This window comes from Duganella aquatilis (genome assembly GCF_009674565.1).
GTDB classification, from domain to species: Bacteria; Pseudomonadota; Gammaproteobacteria; order Burkholderiales; family Burkholderiaceae_D; genus Rugamonas; species Rugamonas aquatilis.
The window spans coordinates 139,490-157,451 of record NZ_WKJL01000001.1 but is presented as its reverse complement, the minus strand read 5'-3'; the positions used below and the strand labels follow the sequence as shown (position 1 = coordinate 157,451).

Sequence of the window (17,962 nt, the reverse complement as noted above, 5' to 3'; positions counted from 1 at the left end):
AATAACAACTTTTTCAATTGTTAAATTTCAATCGTGCGTTGTCAAATCGCATTCCAGCAACAGAAAGATGCGCTCGAATGTGCGGCACCGATCATTCCTCCCGGCAATAGCTAACACCCCTGTCCGATGAGTCAACGATGGGGAACGTGATTGACAGTTGCCTTGAATCATGGCGAAATCTGCGCATGCCTTCTGGAGCGCTTATGAATCACCGCAATGCTTTGCTCGCCGTCCTTCTGCTGGCCGCCTCGTCGCTGGCCACGGCGCAATACATCTGGATCGACGACAAGGGCGTCAAGCAGCTGTCGGACCGGCCGCCGCCACCCAACATCCCGGAAAAGCGCATTCTGAAAGCGCCGGGCAAGCCGATGTTCAACCCGTATGCGCCGGCCGAAACGGAACCGGCCACCGCATCCGACACCGTGGCCAAGCCCGCGCCGACGCTGGCCGAGCGCGACGCCGACTTTGCCAAGCGCAAGCTGGAAAACGCCGAAACCGCCCAGCGCGCCGCCGACCAGGCCCGCAACAAGGCCGCGCAGGCCGCCAATTGCGACGCCGCCCGCAAGAACCAGCAGGCGCTGGACCAGGGCATCCGCCTCACCACCTTCGATAAAAACGGCGAACGCGGCTACATGGACGAGGCCCAGCGCGAGGATTTGCGCAAAAACACGCAAAAAGTGTTGGCCGACTGCAAATAGATGCGCGCTGTTTCGGCCAGGCTGCCGTATGATATCGCTATCAGTATCAATATTTAGCGAATTGCACTAATGACGAAGACTCAAGCGGGCAAGAGCCGCGCCAGCGGCCGCATTACCCTGGCGATGGTGGCGGACAGGGCCGGCGTGGCGACCATGACCGCCTCGCGCGCCATCACCCAGCCGGACATGGTGTCGCAGGCCCTGCGCGACCGCGTCGAGAAAGCCGTCGACGAGCTCGGCTACGTGCCCAACCGCGCCGCCCGCGCCCTCGCCTCCTCGCAATCGAAGGTGATCGCGGTGCTGGTGCCGTCGCTGTCGAACGCCGTGTTCACCGAGGTGCTGGCCGGCATCCAGGATGCGCTGGACGCCGACGACTACCAGATCCTGATCGGCAACACCCGCTATTCCGACAAGCAGGAAGAAAAGCTGATCGGCACCTATCTGCAGTCGAATCCCGACGGCATGCTGCTGTCCGGCCTGACGCACAGTCCGCGCGTGCAGCAAATCCTGACCACCTCGCGCGTGCCGGTGGTATCGATGATGGACATGTCGACCGATCCCGACAAGCTGACCGTCGGCTTCTCGCAATTCCAGGCCGGCCACGCGATGACGCGCTACCTGCTGGACAAGGGCCACAAGCGCATCGGCTTCATCGGCGCGCAGCTGGACGAGCGGACGCTGCGCCGCGCCGAAGGCTACCGCAAGGCCATGCAGGAAGCCGGCCTGGCCGATCCGAAACTCGAAGTGATGGTCGGCGAACCGTCCACCATCGCCCTCGGCGCCGAGCTGCTGGGCCGCATGCTGGCGCAGTCGCCCGACTGCGACGCCATCTTCTGCTGCAACGACGACCTCGCCCACGGTGCCATTTACCAGTGCCAGCGGCGCGGCATCGCGGTGCCGTCGCAACTGGCCATCTGCGGCTTCAACGACCTGCCCGCCTCGGCCTGGATGAATCCGTCGTTGACCACCATCGGCACGCCGCGCTACCGCATCGGCTACGAGGCGGCCACGCTGCTGCGCTCGGTCATCAAGGGCGAGGCGCCGGCCACGCGCCAGATCGACCTCGGCTTCACGCTGATGGCGCGCGAAAGCGCCTGACGACGCTCGCACCCCGGCGCGGCGCGCTGCTGCGTCGCAACATCGATAGTGCTTTACAAATTTTTCAATCCGTCTAAACTCGCGCTTAACTGTTAGCGCTATCATTTATATGCACACTATTACAAACGGCAGGCAAACGCGCTGGGTCATCATGGGCGTCAGCGGCTGCGGCAAGAGTTCGGTCGGGCTGCAACTGGCCGGCGCGCTGCAAGTGCCCTTTCTCGAGGGCGACGCCTACCATTCCTACGCCAACGTCGCCAAGATGACGGCCGGCGTCCCGCTCACCGACGCCGACCGCGCCGACTGGCTGCAGGCGCTGCACACGGAAATTCGCGACGCGCGCCTCAAGCACAGCGGCCTGGTGCTGTCCTGCTCGTCGCTGAAACGCAGCTACCGCGACCTGCTGCGCAGCGCCGATCCGGAGCTGCGCTTTGCCCACCTGGCCGGTCCGCGCGAACTGATCGCCGCCCGCATGCAGTCGCGCAAGGACCATTACATGCCGACCGCCTTGCTGGACAGCCAGCTGGCAACGCTGGAACCGCTGCAGGAAGACGAGGCCGGCATTGTGCTCGACATCGCCCAAGAGCCGGAGGCGCTGGTGCGCCAGATACTGCATACTTGATGGCGACGCAGTTACCGCTATCAAAAGTAGCTTCTCCCCGAAGTGGCAGGAACGGCCATTTCGTTCAGGCAGTGATACCCTTGCTGCCTGTTTTTACATGCGCATGAAGACGACCGTGAACAAACAACTGACCTGGCGCGAAAAAATCAGCTACGGCGTGGCCGACATGGGGTTCAATTTTTATTGGACCAACATCGCCACCTTCCTGCTGTTTTTCTACACCGACGTGTTCGGCATTTCGGCCGCCGCCGCCGCGTCGATGATGTTCACGATCAAACTCATCAACGCCTTCACCGATCCGATGATCGGCGCCGCGGCCGACCGCACCACCACCCGCTGGGGCAAGTTCCGCCCCTACCTGATCTGGGTGCCGCTGCCGCTGGCCTGCGCCGCCTTCCTCACCTACACCACGCCGGACCTGTCGGACGGCGGCAAGATCGTCTGGGCCTACGGCACCTACCTAGCCATGATGGTGTGCTACACCTGCATCAACATCCCCTACAACGCCCTGTCCGGCGTGCTGTCGGCCGACGCCCAGGAGCGCTCCACCGTCAACGGCCTGCGCTTCATCTTCGCCTTCGGCGGCGGCATGCTGGTGACGGCCGCCACGCCATGGCTGGTGCGCACGCTGGGCGGCGGCAACGCCAGGCTGGGCTGGCAACTGACCATGCTGGCGTGGAGCGCGCTGGCCTCCCTGCTGTTCGTGCTGACGTTTTTGAACACGCGCGAGCGCATCGCGCCGCCGGCTTCGCAGAAGAGCAATATCTGGCAGGACGTCGGCGACCTGGCGCACAACCGGCCGTGGATCGTGCTGTTCGTCCTGGCGCTGGTCATCATGATCACCATCACGCTGCGCACCACCAGCGCCGCCTACTACTTCAAGTACGTGGTGCAGCGCGAGGATCTGATGGCGGGCTTCGTGCCGGCCTACATGGGCGCGGCCGCCGCTGGCGCCTCGCTGACGCCGCTGATGACGCGCTTCGTCGACAAGAAGAAGCTGATGATGATACTGATGGCCATCACCGCCGTGCTGTCGTCGGCCTTCTTCTTCGTGCCCAGGGACCAGGTGTGGCTGATGTTCGCGCTGCAGATCGGCATGGGCCTGGCGCTGGGGCCGAAGTCGCCGCTGGCCTTCTCCATGTACGCCGACACCGCCGACTACAACGAGTGGCGCACCGGCCGCCGCGCCACGGCGATGACGTTTGCCGCCGCCACCTTCTCGCAAAAACTCGGCACCGCGATTGCGGTGGCGGTGATCGGCTGGCTGTTCACCAGGCTGGGCTACGTGGCCAACGCCGCGCAGAGCGAAGGCTCGCAGGCCGGCATCGTCTGGCTGATGTCTTTCATTCCGGCCGCCTTCGCGCTGTTCGCGGTGGCCGTGATGTTCCTCTATAACCTTGATAACAACAAGCTGCTGCAGATTCAGGCGGATCTGGAAGCGCGCAAATCCTGACGGAGAGAATATGCTACGCCCTACCCACAACAGCGACCGCTACGAATTGACCAGCCCCACGGCCATGCCGCAAGCAGCAGGCTTCCTGTGGAATCAGAAGATGATGATACAGATCACCTGCCGCGGCTACGCCACCGCGCAGTTCATGCAGCCGGAACCCGCCAAGTACGCGCACGCGCCCAACCTGGAGGCCAAGACCTTCATGCAGCCGGAGCAGAACTATTACGCGCACCATCCGGGCCGTTTCTTCTACATCAAGGACGAGGAAACCGGCGAACTGTTCTCGGCGCCGTACGAGCCGGTGCGCGCGCCGGTGGACAGCTACAGCTTCTCGGTCGGCAAGAGCGATCTGGCCTGGACCGTCGAACACCTGGGCGTACGGGTGGAACTGACTCTCAGTTTGCCGGTGGCGGACGTGGTGGAACTGTGGTCGCTGCGCGTGACCAATATCTCCGGCCGCGCGCGCAAGCTGAGTGTCTATCCCTACTTCCCGATCGGCTATATGTCGTGGATGAACCAGTCCGGCGAATACCGCCCGGACCTGGGCGGCGTGGTTGCCAGCAGCGTCACGCCGTATCAAAAGGTGGCGGACTACTTCAAGCAGAAGGACTTCAAGGACAAGACCTACTTCCTGTGCGAGCAGGCGCCGGACGCCTGGGACGTGCGCCAGTCCGCCTTCGAGGGCGAAGGCGGCTTGCACTATCCGTCCGCCATCGCCGCCGCACAGCTGGGCGACAGCGACGCCCGCTACGAAACGCCGACCGCCGCCGTGCAGTACCGCCTGCCGCTGGACGACGGCGAAGCGCGCGACTACCGCTTCCTGTTCGGCCCCGCCTTCGACGACGCCGAGATCCTGGCGCTGCGCGCCAAATACCTGAGCGCCGCCGCCTTCCAGGCCACGCGCGACGACTACGCCGCCTACGTCGCCAGCGGCCAGGGCTGCCTGCGCATCGACACGCCGGACGCCGACCTCGACAACTTCGTCAACAACTGGCTGCCGCGCCAGGTGTTCTACCACGGCGACGTCAACCGCCTGAGCACCGATCCGCAGACCCGCAACTACCTGCAGGACAATATGGGCATGAGCTTCATCAAGCCCAGCGTGATGCGCAAGGCCTTCCTGCACGCGCTGTCGCAGCAGGAAGCCAGCGGCGCCATGCCGGACGGGATCTTGCTGACCGAGGGCGCGGAACTCAAGTACATCAACCAGGTGCCGCATACCGACCACTGCGTGTGGCTGCCGGTGGCCCTCAAGGTCTACCTCGACGAAACCGCCGACTACGACATCCTCAACGAAGACGTGGTGGGCAAGGAAAGCGGCGTCGCGCTGACGGTGTCCGAACGCGTGAGCAGCGCCATGGACTGGCTGCTGCAGGCGCGCGACAAGCGCGGCCTGAGCTACATCGCCCAGGGCGACTGGTGCGACCCGATGAACATGGTCGGCTACAAGGGCCGCGGCGTGTCCGGCTGGCTGACGGTGGCCACCGCCTACGCGCTCAACCTGTGGGCGGAGATCTGCGAGACCACCGGCGCCAGCTCCTCGCTGGCGGAAAGCGCGCGGCACTTCCGCGCCGGCGCGCGCGCCGTCAACCGCGCCGCCAACGAACACCTGTGGGACGGCGACTGGTTCGCGCGCGGCATCACCGACGACAACGTCACCTTCGGCATCCGCACGGACCAGGAAGGCCGCATCTGGCTCAATCCGCAGGCCTGGGCGATCCTGGGCGGCGCCGCCAACGCCGGCCAGCGCGCCTCGATGGTGGCGCAGGTGCAGGACCAGCTGGTGACGCCCTACGGCGTGCAGATGTTCGCGCCGCCGTTCAGCGCCATGCGCGACGACGTCGGCCGCGTCACGCAAAAGCATCCCGGCTCGGCGGAGAACGGCGCGGTGTACAACCACGCGGCCATCTTCTACATCTACAGCCTGTACACCGCCAACGAAGGCGACCGCGCCTACGACCTGCTGCGCCGCATGCTGCCCGGCCCGAGCGAGGAAGACTATCTGCAGCGCGGCCAGCTGCCAGTGTTCATCCCGAATTACTATCGCGGCGCATATCACGAGTATCCGCGCACGGCCGGCCGCTCCAGCCAGTTATTCAATACCGGCACCGTGTCGTGGGTGTACCTGTGCTTTGTCGAAGGACTGTGCGGCCTGAAAGGCAACAGCGACGGCCTGACCATCAAGCCGCAGCTGCCGTCGCACTGGGACGGCATCAAGGTGGTGCGCCAGTTCCGCCATGCCACCTTCAACGTGTCTATACAACGCGCCGACGTCAGTGAAATTCAGGTCTGGCAGGATGGTAATCGTTTGACTGAAAACGTTATCAAAGGTATCGTTGCGGGCGGAGCATACGCGCTGGAGGTCTTGATTCCGCGCTGAAGATTAACTAAAAAATTATAAGGACACTGTATCGTATGAAGAAGCGTCTCTGGCTGTCTCTGGCACTGGCTTATCCCCTCATGTTGACCGGCGCCCACGCCGCAGACGCAGACAAACCCTGGCTCGACGCCAGGCAGTCGCCGGACGCGCGCGCCGAGCAGCTGGTCAAAGCGATGACGCTGGATGAAAAAATCCAGACCGTGTTCGCCTACTTCTCGACCGAGTTCTCGCCGAAAAAATACGAGCAGCCGAAAGAAGGCCGTGCGGACTCGGCCGGCTGGGTGCCGGGCATCGCCCGCCTTGGCCTGCCGCCGCAATGGCAATCGGACGCCGGCGTCGGCGTCGCCACGCAGGCCGTGTCCAAGAAGCCGTACGAGCGCACTTCCCTGCCTTCCGGCCTGGCCACCACCGCCACCTGGAATCCCGAGCTGGCCTTTGCCGGCGGCGCCATGATCGGCAGCGAAGCGCGCAGCACCGGCTTCAATGTGCTGCTGGCCGGCGGCGTCAACCTGATGCGCGAACCGCGCAATGGCCGCAACTTCGAATACGGCGGCGAAGATCCGCTGCTGGCCGGTCACATGGTCGGCGCGCAGATCAAGGGCATCCAGTCGAACCACATCATTTCGACGGTCAAGCACTACGCCTTCAACGACCAGGAAACCAACCGCAATCACATCAACGTCAAGATCGACGACCAGGCCGGCCGCATGTCGGACCTGCTGGCGTTGCAATTCGCCATCGAGGCCGGCCAGCCCGGCTCGGTGATGTGCTCCTACAACCGCATCAACGGCGACTACGCCTGCGAGAACGACTACCTGCTCAACGAAGTGCTCAAGCACGACTGGAAGTATCCGGGCTATGTGATGTCCGACTGGGGCGCGACCCACTCGACCATCCCGGCGGCCAACCGCGGCCTGGACCAGCAGTCCGGCTTCCCCTTCGATAAATCCGGCTATTTCAACGAAGCGCTGAAGGAAGCGGTGGTCAACCGCCACGTGCCGGTAGCGCGCCTGGACGACATGGTCAAGCGCATCACGCGCACCATGTTTGCCAACGGCGTGGTCGAACATCCGGTGGCGACGCCAACGTCGGCCGACGCCGGCATCGACTTCGCCGCGCACGGCAAGGTGTCGCAGGCCGACGCCGAAGAAGCCATCGTGCTGCTGAAGAACCAGCACAACCTGCTGCCGCTGGCGGCCAATGTGCGCAGCATCGCCATCATCGGCGGCCATGCGGACGTCGGCGTGCTGTCGGGCGGCGGTTCGGCGCAGGTGTATCCGAAAGGCGGTTCGGCGGTGCCGAACGAAGGCCCGACGCATTTCCCCGGCCCGATCGTCTATCACCGCTCGTCGCCGATGGGCGAACTGGCCAGGCTGACCAAGGCCAAGCTGACCTATAACGACGGCAAGGACGCCGCCGCCGCCGCCAAGCTGGCGGCCAGCAGCGACGTGGTGATCGTCTTCGGCAACCAGTGGATGGCCGAGAGCTTCGACGCCGACGACCTGAATCTGCCGGGCCAGCAGAACGCGCTGATCGCCGCCGTGGCCAAGGCCAATCCGAAAACCGTGGTGGTGCTGCAGACCGGAGGACCGGTGGTCATGCCGTGGCTGGAGCAGGTCGGCGCGGTGGTGGAAGCCTGGTATTCCGGCTCCAACGGCGGCGCGGCCATCGCGCGCGTGCTGAGCGGCGAAGTGAATCCGTCCGGCCACCTGCCGGCCACCTTCCCTGCCTCGCTGGCGCAGCTGCCGCGTCCGAAGCTGGATGGCGACGCCAATGCCAAGGACGAAAACGTCATCGAGAATTTCGTCACCGACTACAACATCGAAGGCGCGGCGGTCGGCTACAAGTGGTTCGACCTGAAGGGCCACAAGCCGCTGTTCCCGTTCGGTTACGGCCTGTCGTACACCAGCTTTGCTTATGCCGACCTGAGCGCCCAGCCTGCGGGCAAAGGCATCGACGTCAGCTTCAGCATCAAGAACACCGGCGCGCGTGACGGCAAGGCGGTGGGCCAGGTTTATGTATCACCAGTGGCCGGCGGCTGGGAAGCGCCGAAGCGCCTGGGCGGCTGGAACAAGCTGGCGCTGAAGGCCGGCGCCAGCGGCAAGGCCACGGTGAAGATCGATCCGCGCCTGGTCGGCGTCTACGACAGCGCCAGCAAGACCTGGAAGATCGCCGCCGGCGAATACCTGGTGACGCTGGCCGAATCGGCCGGCGCCAAGCCGGCGGCCAGCGTCAAGGTCAAGCTGGATGCGGCCAGCGTGGACGTCAACGGCCGCTAAGGCCGTCAGTCCTCGGCGGACAAGGCGCCCAGCAGCGGCGCCGGTCCGAGGCGGAAGGTGCGCTTGACGGTGGCTTCGTCAAAATAATGGGTGTAAATGGCGCGCACCTTCTGCTCTTCCGTCATGGCTTTCAAGGCCGCCGCATAGCGCTGGCGCACCGCCGGCGAAATGGTTTGCTTCGACAGGTAGATGCCGGTGAACTGCGGCGTCGCCTCCGGCAGCGGCACGATCACCGTGCGCGCTTTCAGCCGGCTGTGCTTCAGGTATTTGCCGTAGATGGGCGGCGTCGCCAGCGTGCCGTCGGCGCGGCCCATTTCCAGCTTGCCGAACACGGTTTCAAAATCATTCACCACTTCCAGCCGGCCAGCGGAGGCCAGCAGCGCCAGCTGGGTTTCGATGGCGGTGTCATACGCCGCGCCGCGCGTGACGTTGAGCCGTCCGCTGCCGTGCGCGACAAAGTCGCTCAGGCTGGCGTATTGCCGGCCGCCTGATTGCGCCAGCACCAGGTCGTATTGCAGCCAGGCGTAAGGCAGGTAGCGCGCGTAGGCGTCGCGCTCGGGTGTGCGCAGCGCGCCCATGGTCATGTCGATGCGGCCCGCCGCCAACTCCACGAACAGGCGCTGACGCGGATACCAGTGGAACTCGAACTTGCAGCCGGTGCGGCGGCCCATCTCGTTGGCGACGTCGACGGCGATGCCGGCGATGCGCCCCTGATCGCGGTAGGAGGTATAGCCCAGGTCGCTGAGACCGACGCGCGTGACTGGCGGGCAGGCCGCAGCCGCATGCGCGGCGGGCAAGCTGCACCACAATGTGGCGATCAGGTACATCCGGTTGCGTCTCATCATGGACTCTTTTCCGCTAGTAACGATCAGTGTATCTTAGGTTGGGCCGCAGGGTGCCAGGAAGGCCTATCCACGCAAAGCCTCTTTGCAACAGTGCAAAGCGCGTGCCACGGACAGCGGTACACTTGGCGGCATGCCGCTCACTCCCAACAAGCAAGCCGAATTGCAGCGCGCCCTGCAGGACGCGCTGGACGATCGCGCCTTGCTGGCGGCGATGCCGGACTTGCAGCCAATGGCCGGCACGCCGCCGTTGCCGGCCACGCTGATCGCCGACACCGAACTGCACATCGTGCGCCACAAGGACAGCGGCTGCGTGCAGTTTGTGTTTCCGTCCGCCAGTCCCTCACTGGCGCCGCAGGCCGGCTGGGACTGGATCGTGCAGGCCACCTTGAACGCCAGGGAGCGCATGACGCAGGCGATGATCGACAAGATCGAAGCGCACAGCAAGCCGGAGCGCCTGCTGGCCCTGCGGCATGGCCATGGGCAGCCGGCCACGCCGCAGGAACTGGCGGCGACGCGCGGGCGCAAGGTGCTGCTGCTGGTGCACGGCGTCTTCAGTTCGACGGCCGGCGCGTTTGGCGAACTCGATTTGCAGCCGCTGCTGGAGCGTTACGAAGGCCGGGTGTTCGGCTACGACCACTGGACCATCGCCAGGACGCCGCAGCAAAACGCACTGCACCTGTTGCAGCGCTTGCCGTTCAACGCGGACTGGGAGGTGGACATCCTGTGCCACAGCCGTGGCGGACTGGTGGTACGCTCGATGTTGAGCGAGGGCCTGGCCGATATCGCGCGGGCGCGGGCCGGGCGCATCGGCAAGCTGGGCAAGGTGATCTTCGTGGCGGCGGCCAACCAGGGGTCGCCGCTGGCGGCGCCGGACGAGATCCAGCACTTTCTGAACGTGGCGGCGCTGCTGGCGTCGCTCAGTGGCGGCATGGCGCTGGATGTGGTGATCGGGCTGGCGCGGATGGTGGTGTCGCTGGGCTTCGGCCGGCCGAGCGTGCAGGCGCTGGCGAGCGGCTCCACGCTGATCCAGCTGCTGGACGGCAGCGGCTCGCTGCTGAGCAGCGCCAACAGCTACTATGCGCGCGCCAATTTCGACTTCGGCGACTCGGTGCTGGAGCAAACCGGCTCCCTGCTGAGCCGCGCACTGATGACGGACGCCAACGACATGGTGGTCCCCTACGCCGGCGTTCTACTGCCCCAAGGCACGCCGGACGCGGACCAGATCCTCAGCTTCGGCAGCGCCGAACAGAAACAAAACCAGGTCTGGCACACCGAATTCTTCCGCCAGCAAGCAACGCGGGATTTCGTGCTAGCCAACCTCCGTTAACCACGCAATCGCGCCCGACGCGCACGCAACACCTCCTGATAATGCGCTTCCAGCTCAGCTTCAAAAATCGGTTCGTATGAGTAATAGACCATGCAACCGCAATAATCCAATCCTCGCGAATTGCGCGAACCTCGCAACTTGGCGCCTATTTCTGGCTCGGCTTCCAGAAGCAGCTTTAGCGTGCGGAACTCCACGGAGCTAACGCAGGCGTAAAGATTCCGTGAAAAGCTGCGCCGTAAGCAAACTGTATTGAGGAATCAGGTTCGGATGTCATAACGCTCACCACTGAGACGCTGGAGGTCTCATGGTGGGCTTGCCTGGATCGGCTCGTATGATCTACATCAACCGGGGGCGGGAGTTTTGCGGCGGCGGCGGGCGTTCTTGGGGTCGGCGATCAGGGGACGGTAGAGTTCGATGCGGTCGTGGGCGCGCAGCAGGGTGTCCAGCGGCTTCTTCTTGGCGTAGATGCCGGTTTGCAGCTGGCTCAGCTCCAGGCCGGGCACTTCCTGCAGCACGCCGCTCAGGGCGACCGCCTGCTCCAGCGTCGTGCCGGCCGGCACCTGCAGCTCGCGCAGGAACTGCACCGCGTCGCTGGCGTAGCACACCTGGATGGAGAAGGTCTCAGCCGCCATACACCGTTTCCGCCCGCTTGCAGAAGGAATCGACCATGCTGTTGGCGATCATGCCGAACACCGGCCCCACCAGCTTGTCCAGCAAGCCGCTGGAAAACTCGTAATGCAGGTCCAGCTCGATCTTGCAGGCGTCGTCGCGCAACGGCTTGAACGACCAGACGCCATCCAGGCACTTGAAAGGACCGTCCACCAGCTGCATCTTGATGGAGGTCGGCGCCGTGTTTTCATTGGACGTGGTAAAACTCTGCTTGACGCCGTGGTAGTTGATGCCGACACTGGCCACCACGGTATTGCCATTCCGCTCACGGATCTCGACCCCACCGCACCACGGCAAGAATTTGGGATAGTCCTCGATGCCAGCCACCAGATCGAACATTTGCTGCGCGCTGTAACCCAGGAAAACTGATTTGTGTACTACTGCCATTGTCTAACCATTTGCTATGATGTTGAATTATTCGCGTCCGACGGCGCGCAGCAGTAGTTTAACCGATACCCACACATGACCATAGCTGATAACAAAAAAGCCTTTTTTGACTACTTCATCGAAGACCGCTTCGAAGCCGGCATCGTGCTCGAAGGCTGGGAAGTCAAGGCCATCCGCGACGCCCGCGTGCAGATCAAGGAAGCCTACGTCACCATCAAGGGCGACGAGCTGTACCTGTTCGGCGCCCACATCAGCGCCCTGCCGACCGCCTCCACCCACATCAGCCCGGAAGCGGTGCGCACCCGCAAGCTGCTGCTGCACCGCCAGGAAATCGACAAACTGATCGGCAAGGTGGTGCGCGCCGGCTATACCCTGGTGCCGCTCAACCTGCACTACAAGGGCGGCCGCATCAAATGTGAAATCGGCCTGGCCAAGGGAAAGAAAATGCACGACAAACGTGCCACCGAGAAAGATCGCGACGGCAAGCGCGAAGTCGCGGCCGCGATGAAAGTCCATCGCCGTTAAAACTGTTGCGCGCCCCGTACACAACCCGGTCCCGTACCGGGTTTTTTATCGCCGGGAGAATTTCTAATTAGAAACATCCATGCTAAACTGGACGAAGATGATTTTACATTCGCGGCCAGCGCTTGGCCGCGACCGGACAGAATACTTGACGACGAGGCTATCATGGCGCTGAAAACTGCAATGGCACTGGCGGCCGGGATGATGCTGCTGGCAGGATGCGCATCGCGCTACACGCCGACGCCGCTGGCAGCCAACTTCCCCACCACCAAGCAGGCCAAGCTGCAAGCGGCCTATCACTGGGGCGTGATTTCCGACAATATCGAGAAACACGTGGTGGCCGAGCTGAAGAAAAGCCCGCCGCGCCCGGTGTACATCAATGAACCAAAAGACGCGACGCCGTTCCAGCACGCGCTGGCGACCCAGCTGACCACCTCGCTGGTGAACGACGGCCACGTGGTGTCGCGCACCCCGGCCGGCTCGCTGAAGGTCGAGATGGACGTGCAGGCCGTGACCTTCAGCGCCAACCGTCCGCAATACCGCTACCACGGCGAGCGCGCCATCCTCGGCAGCGGCGTCTGGCTGCTGAGCGAGATCGAAGCCCCGGCGCTGCTCAACGTGGCGGTCGGCGCCGGCGCCTGGGATGCCTACGACTGGTTCAACGCCCAGTTCGCGCCGGGCGACACGCCGAAGACCGAAATCATCGTCACCGTCTCGGTGTCCGACCAGTACCGCTATGTGGCGCGCAGCACCTCCGCCTATTACGTGGCCGACAGCGACCGCATCCTGTACGGCATCGTCGATCCCAAGCCCGAAGAACCTAAACTGACCCGTACCTTCCAGGTGCGCGGAGACATGTAATGCTGATTAAATCCCTGACGCGCGCCGCCGTGCTGGCCGCGCCACTGCTGATGCTGGCGGCCTGCTCCTCGTCGCCGAAGAACGAAGAAGGCAACTACGCCACCATTACGCCCAACCAGTTCATCAACGCCAACTACAAGGCGGCCGACGCGCTGCTGCAGCAGCTGAGCGGCAAGCTGGTGGCCGACAAGCCGCTGATCGTCGCCACCGTGGTCAACATCGACGCGCTGGACCAGACCACCACCCTGGGCCGGCTGGTCTCGGAACAGGTGTCAACGCGCATGGCGCAAGGCGGCCTGAGCATGCTGGAAATGAAGCTGCGCAACAGCGTCTACCTGAAGCGCAACCAGGGCGAGCTGATGCTGACCCGCGAGATCGGCGAAGTCGCCACCAGCCACAACGCGCAGGCGATCGTGGTCGGCTCCTATGCCGAGACCAGCGACATGGTGTTCATCAACATCAAGGTAATCCAGCCAAACACCAACTTCGTGCTGGCCGGCCATGACTACGTGCTGGCCAAGGAAGCCATCGTCCGCTCGATGCTGCAGCGTTAAAGCAGCAACGGCAGCACTTCCACCGCCGACGCCTCCACCTTCAGGCCGATCAGGTCGTCCGCCCGGGTTTTGCCCAGGTTGATGGCCGCGATCGGCTTGTTTGCTTGCGCAGCCAGCTTGGCGAAGCGGAAGCCCGAAAACACCATCAGCGACGACCCGACCACCAGCACCGCGTCCGCCTCGTCGGCCCATTGCAAGGCGTCGGCGGTGCGCTGCGGCGGGATGTTATCGCCGAAGAAGATCACGTCGGGCTGCAACACGCCGCCGCAAGCCGCGCACACCGGCAGCTGGAAATCCTGGAATTCGTCCAGTTCGACCTCGGCGTCGCCGTCCGGCCGCGCCTCGGGCACCACCTCGCCCGCCGGCCCGGTCGGCACCAGCGACGGGTTGGCCTGCGCCAGCCAGTCCTGGATCGCGCTGCGCGGATGGACGGCGCGGCAGTCCAGGCACAGCACGCCGTGGATATTGCCATGCAGCTCGATCAGCCTGCGGCTGCCGGCAGCGGTGTGCAGGCCATCGACGTTTTGCGTGATGATGGCGTGGATGCGGCCGGCCGCTTCCAGCTCGGCCAGCGCGCGGTGGCCGGCATTCGGCGCGGCGCCGGCCAGGGTCGGATAGCCGGCCATGCTGCGCGCCCAGTAGCGGCGGCGCACGGCCTCGGATTTGCGGAAATCCGGCCCCTGGATCGGGTTGCGGCCGCGCCGCACGCCGTCCTTGTCGCGGTAGTCGGGAATGCCGGACGCCGTGCTCAGGCCGGCGCCGGTCAGCACCAGCACGCGCTCGTGGCGCTGCAGAAAGGTGCTCAATTGGTCAATTTGCTGGTTCAGGTTCATATGCGCATGGTAGCCTAAAAATTATTTCCCGATTTGTAGAACCGTTTGCGTTCGGCAAGGTATTAACGGGAAAAATGGAGGAAGTTGGATGACCCCGGATTCAGAAGATGCACAACTGCTGGGCAGGATCGCTGCCGGGGACAGGCACGCCTTCGAGACGCTATACCGGTCGTATTTCCCACGCCTGTCGCGTTTTGCCGGGCGCATGGCGCGCAATCCGGCGCTGATCGAAGAAGTGGTCAATGACACCATGTTGGTCGTCTGGCAAAAGGCGGCCAGCTATGACGGCAGTTGCAAGCCTTCCACCTGGATTTTCGCGATCGCTTACCGCAAGACCCTGAAAGGCTTGAAACTGACCGACGAACCGGTCGAATCGGACGCGTCGCTGTACGAAGATGAGGGCGACAGCCGGCCGGAACAAGTGCTCGGCCGCCAGCAATTGCAGCAGACCGTGGCCGACGCGCTCGATGCGCTGCCGGCGGCGCAGCGGGCGGTGATGGTGCTGACTTATTATCACGAGATGGCGTATGCCGATATCGCCGAGATTGTCGAGTGCCCGCTGAACACGGTCAAGACCCGCATGTTTCATGCGCGGCACAGATTGAAGGATTTGTTGTGGAACGAAAGAGAGAGCAGCCAATGAACGGGCGCGTGTTCAGACTGGATATCCCGGTGCACCAGGCGGTGCAGGAATTGCTGCCGTGGTACGCGTCGGCACAACTGTCGGCGGACGAGACGCGGCGCGTGCACGATCACCTGCAAAGCTGCGCCCAATGCCGCCATGCGCTGGAGTGGGAACACGGCATGCGTGCCGAGGCGGCGGCGTCGGCGTCGGCGGACAGCCTGCCGGACGGCGTCGACATGGAAGGCGCATTGGCGCGGCTGCTGCCGGCGCTGGGGCCGCAGGAGCGCACCGCCGCAACAATGGCCGGCAACGGCTTCGCGCCCGCTGTTGCGACAAGCGCGGCGGCGACCGATGCCGCAGCGGCCAGTGGGCCGGCCACCGCCGTGCCGCACCCGCAGCGCGTGTCGTGGTGGCGCGCGGCCGCCGCCAACCAGCCGTCCTGGCTGCGCTGGGCGGTTGCGGCGCAGTGGGTGGCGATCGTCGGCCTCGGCGCGCTGTTGCTGCGTCCCGACGCCGAGCCTGCCGCCTACCGCACGCTGGGCGCCGGCGCGGCGGCCATGGGCAACCTGGTCGTGGTGTTCCAGCCCAGCACCAGCGAGCACGAGCTGCGGCGTATCCTGCAAGCGCAAAACGCCCGCGTGGTGGACGGCCCGACCGTGACCGACGCTTACCTGCTCAACGTGCCCGCCGCCAGCCGCGCCCAGGCCTTGCAGGCGTTGCGGGCCGAGTCCGCCGTCAAACTGGTGGAGCCGCTGGACGGCGGCAGCGCACCGTGAACGCCTTCTGCAAGCGCGTGGCGCTGCTGCTGGCCTGTCTGACCGCGCTGGCTGGCCTGCCGGCACGCGCGCAGGATGCGCCCATCGTCAGCGCCGCCTACGAATCCGGCGAACATCAGGTGCTGGTGATGCTGCGCCTGCCCGCCGCCCACTACCGCCCGGACGCCAGCTACGGCGGCCGCTACCTGGACGACAGCGGCCGTAGCGCGCGCCGCCGCCGTGCCGAGGCGCTGGCGCAGCAGCACGGCCTGGCGCTGCTGGACGACTGGCCGATGCCGGTGCTGGGCATCGACTGCTATGTGATGCGCTACCCCGACAACGAAACCGCCGACCACATCATCGCCCTGCTGACGCACGATCCGCAGGTGGAATGGGCGCAGCCGGTGGCGCGCTTCAGCGGCATGGGACAGGAGGCGGCAAGCGCCGATCCGCTCTATCCGGTACAGCCGGCCGCGCGCTACTGGCACGTGGCCGAACTGCACCGCTACACCACCGGCCGCAACGTCAAGGTCGCCGTGGTCGACAGCGGCATCGACGCCGGCCATCCCGACCTGCAAGGCCAGTTGGCCGTCAACAGCAACTTCGTCGATGCCGGCCCCACGCCGCCGGAGAACCACGGCACGGCGGTGGCCGGCATCATCGCCGCCCGCGCCGGCAACGGCGGCATCATCGGCGTGGCGCCGCAAGCGCGGCTGATGGGCTTGCGGGCCTGCTGGCAGCTGCCCGACCAGGCCACCCGATGTAACAGCTTCACGCTGGCCAAGGCCATCAACTACGCCATCCTGAACGGCGCCAGGGTCATCAACCTCAGCCTGTCCGGCCCGCCCGACAGGCTGTTGGACCGTCTGCTGGACGTGGCGCTGGAGCGCGGCATCGGCGTGGTCGGCGCGGTCGATGCGCAGAACAGCGGCCCGGCCTTCCCCGCCAGCCACCGCGGCGTGCTGGCGGTAGGGTCGCAAGGCCAGGGCGGAAAAACAGTGTTGGGCGAGCCGCTGCTGCTGGCGCCGGGCAACGACATCCCCACCACCGCGCCGGGCGGGCGCTGGGCCTTCGTCAACGGCAGCTCGTATGCGGCGGCGCACGTTTCCGGCATGCTGGCGCTGCTCGACGAATTGCAGCCGGACGCCTCCCCCGCACAATTGCGCACCCTGCTGCAACCGGCGGCGGCGCTCAACGCTGGTAACATCGACGCATGCGCCACCATTTCCCGCCTGCTCCGCCAATCCAACTGCGCCCGCGCACTGTCGCAAAGCGGCGCCGCTCCGTGACACCATCGTTGCGCGCATTCGTCCTGCTGGGGCTGCTCGGGCAGCTGCCGCTGCATGGCGCGATGGCGCAAGTCGATGTCAGCGGCAGCGTGGCGCTGCAATCGGCGTACCGTTATCGCGGCCAGTCGCCGGGCGACAGCGGCCCGGCGCCGCAGCTGACGCTCAATCTCGACACCGCGGGCGGCTGGTATCTGGGCGGCTTCGCCAGCGGCCTGACCATCGGCGAGCGCAAGGGCTACAAGCTGCAAAGCTACGCCGGCTTCGCACAGCGGCTGCCTTCCGGCTGGAGCTGGGAACTCGGTTGCAGCCACACCAGCTACACGCAGCTGCACATGAACGATTTCCAGGAATGCTACGGCGGCCTGTCCGGCGAACGCGTCAGCGGACGGCTGTACTATGCGCCGCGCTATCTCGGCTACGATGCGCATACGCTGTACGGGGAAGTGAATCTGTTCTATCCGCTGCACCCGAGCGTCAACCTGATCGCGCACGCCGGCCTGCTGCACAACCTGAGCAAGGGCATCTGGCCCGGCATTCCCGCCGCCTCCCGCTACGACGCGCGGCTGGGCGTCAGCGTGCCGCTCGGCGACTGGACCCTGCAACTGGCGCGCGAACAAGGCCAGGACGACGGCATCCGCTACAACAGCTACCCTGTCCACCCATCCAAAAGCTGGAGCATGAGCGCGACCTACGCGTTCTGACAAAGAAGAACCTTGCGGGCGCGGACTGGCATTAACAGCGCATCAACCAGTCCAAACGAAAGGA

Annotated in this window: 18 protein-coding genes; 14 read left to right on the top strand and 4 right to left on the bottom strand. The window is 64.9% G+C overall.

Going from position 1 to position 17,962, the window contains the following annotated elements:
- Positions 1 to 203 precede the first annotated feature (203 nt).
- The 6 genes from GJ698_RS00725 to GJ698_RS00700 all read left to right on the top strand — a co-directional run bounded on the left by GJ698_RS00725 (position 204) and on the right by GJ698_RS00700 (position 8,530).
- Positions 204 to 698 (top strand): DUF4124 domain-containing protein, encoded by a 495-nt coding sequence (locus tag GJ698_RS00725; RefSeq protein ID WP_154355679.1) that lies wholly within the window; start codon positions 204 to 206, stop codon positions 696 to 698.
- 69 nt (positions 699 to 767) lie between these two features.
- Entirely contained in the window at positions 768 to 1,796 is a 1,029-nt protein-coding gene (gene gntR / locus GJ698_RS00720; protein WP_154355678.1) for an HTH-type transcriptional regulator GntR, read from the top strand.
- 109 nt (positions 1,797 to 1,905) lie between these two features.
- Positions 1,906 to 2,418: a gluconokinase gene (locus tag GJ698_RS00715; protein WP_229259774.1), complete on the top strand. Its 513-nt coding sequence runs from the start codon at positions 1,906 to 1,908 to the stop codon at positions 2,416 to 2,418.
- A gap of 115 nt (positions 2,419 to 2,533) precedes the next feature.
- Positions 2,534 to 3,871, top strand: a complete 1,338-nt coding sequence (locus GJ698_RS00710) for an MFS transporter (protein WP_371865088.1) — start codon at positions 2,534 to 2,536, stop codon at positions 3,869 to 3,871.
- Positions 3,872 to 3,881: 10 nt separating this feature from the next.
- Positions 3,882 to 6,251 carry a GH36-type glycosyl hydrolase domain-containing protein gene (locus GJ698_RS00705; RefSeq protein ID WP_154355676.1) on the top strand — a complete coding sequence of 790 codons (2,370 nt, stop codon included), beginning with the start codon at positions 3,882 to 3,884 and terminating at the stop codon, positions 6,249 to 6,251.
- 35 nt (positions 6,252 to 6,286) lie between these two features.
- Positions 6,287 to 8,530 (top strand): beta-glucosidase family protein, encoded by a 2,244-nt coding sequence (locus GJ698_RS00700; RefSeq protein WP_154355675.1) that lies wholly within the window; start codon positions 6,287 to 6,289, stop codon positions 8,528 to 8,530.
- A 5-nt stretch (positions 8,531 to 8,535) separates the two neighbouring features.
- On the opposite strand, the gene GJ698_RS00695 is transcribed toward GJ698_RS00700, so the two are convergent.
- Positions 8,536 to 9,375, bottom strand: coding sequence for a substrate-binding periplasmic protein (locus GJ698_RS00695; RefSeq protein WP_154355674.1), 840 nt, complete (start codon positions 9,373 to 9,375; stop codon positions 8,536 to 8,538).
- Positions 9,376 to 9,505: 130 nt separating this feature from the next.
- On the opposite strand from GJ698_RS00695, the gene GJ698_RS00690 reads away from it, so the two are divergent.
- A complete protein-coding gene (locus GJ698_RS00690; protein WP_154355673.1) occupies positions 9,506 to 10,702 on the top strand; it encodes an esterase/lipase family protein in 1,197 nt (398 codons plus the stop codon).
- Positions 10,703 to 11,043: 341 nt separating this feature from the next.
- On the opposite strand, the gene GJ698_RS00685 is transcribed toward GJ698_RS00690, so the two are convergent.
- Both GJ698_RS00685 and GJ698_RS00680 read right to left on the bottom strand, forming a co-directional pair.
- Entirely contained in the window at positions 11,044 to 11,334 is a 291-nt protein-coding gene (locus tag GJ698_RS00685; RefSeq protein ID WP_154355672.1) for an RnfH family protein, read from the bottom strand.
- On the bottom strand, positions 11,324 to 11,758 hold the full coding sequence (locus GJ698_RS00680; RefSeq protein ID WP_154355671.1) for a type II toxin-antitoxin system RatA family toxin: 435 nt from the start codon (positions 11,756 to 11,758) through the stop codon (positions 11,324 to 11,326). Before GJ698_RS00680 ends, GJ698_RS00685 begins: the two co-directional genes overlap by 11 nt.
- 75 nt (positions 11,759 to 11,833) lie before the next feature.
- Here GJ698_RS00680 and smpB point away from each other — a divergent pair, with 75 nt between their 5' ends.
- The 3 genes from smpB (at position 11,834) to GJ698_RS00665 (ending at position 13,695) form a co-directional block, all read left to right on the top strand.
- Positions 11,834 to 12,283, top strand: a complete 450-nt coding sequence (gene smpB, locus GJ698_RS00675) for an SsrA-binding protein SmpB (RefSeq protein ID WP_154355670.1) — start codon at positions 11,834 to 11,836, stop codon at positions 12,281 to 12,283.
- A 162-nt stretch (positions 12,284 to 12,445) separates the two neighbouring features.
- Positions 12,446 to 13,141, top strand: a complete 696-nt coding sequence (locus GJ698_RS00670) for a hypothetical protein (RefSeq protein WP_154355669.1) — start codon at positions 12,446 to 12,448, stop codon at positions 13,139 to 13,141.
- Positions 13,141 to 13,695 carry a FlgO family outer membrane protein gene (locus GJ698_RS00665; RefSeq protein WP_154355668.1) on the top strand — a complete coding sequence of 185 codons (555 nt, stop codon included), beginning with the start codon at positions 13,141 to 13,143 and terminating at the stop codon, positions 13,693 to 13,695. The genes GJ698_RS00670 and GJ698_RS00665 overlap by 1 nt, the downstream gene beginning before the upstream one ends.
- On the opposite strand, the gene GJ698_RS00660 is transcribed toward GJ698_RS00665, so the two are convergent.
- The gene (locus GJ698_RS00660; RefSeq protein WP_154355667.1) at positions 13,692 to 14,528 is read right to left on the bottom strand and encodes an NAD-dependent protein deacetylase; all 837 of its coding nucleotides are present in this window, start codon (positions 14,526 to 14,528) and stop codon (positions 13,692 to 13,694) included. The two genes, GJ698_RS00665 and GJ698_RS00660, sit on opposite strands and share 4 nt — an antisense overlap.
- A gap of 88 nt (positions 14,529 to 14,616) precedes the next feature.
- Between GJ698_RS00660 and GJ698_RS00655 the strand changes: the two genes are divergently transcribed.
- Genes GJ698_RS00655 through GJ698_RS00640 form a run of 4 tightly spaced genes read left to right on the top strand, consistent with a single transcriptional unit; the run spans position 14,617 to position 17,898 of the window.
- Positions 14,617 to 15,171, top strand: coding sequence for an RNA polymerase sigma factor (locus tag GJ698_RS00655; RefSeq protein WP_154355666.1), 555 nt, complete (start codon positions 14,617 to 14,619; stop codon positions 15,169 to 15,171).
- Positions 15,172 to 15,179: 8 nt separating this feature from the next.
- Positions 15,180 to 15,929, top strand: a complete 750-nt coding sequence (locus tag GJ698_RS00650) for a zf-HC2 domain-containing protein (protein ID WP_371865087.1) — start codon at positions 15,180 to 15,182, stop codon at positions 15,927 to 15,929.
- Positions 15,926 to 17,197 (top strand): S8 family peptidase, encoded by a 1,272-nt coding sequence (locus GJ698_RS00645; protein WP_371865086.1) that lies wholly within the window; start codon positions 15,926 to 15,928, stop codon positions 17,195 to 17,197. Before GJ698_RS00650 ends, GJ698_RS00645 begins: the two co-directional genes overlap by 4 nt.
- The gene (locus GJ698_RS00640) at positions 17,194 to 17,898 is read left to right on the top strand and encodes a TorF family putative porin (protein ID WP_371865085.1); all 705 of its coding nucleotides are present in this window, start codon (positions 17,194 to 17,196) and stop codon (positions 17,896 to 17,898) included. The genes GJ698_RS00645 and GJ698_RS00640 overlap by 4 nt, the downstream gene beginning before the upstream one ends.
- Positions 17,899 to 17,962: the final 64 nt, after the last annotated feature.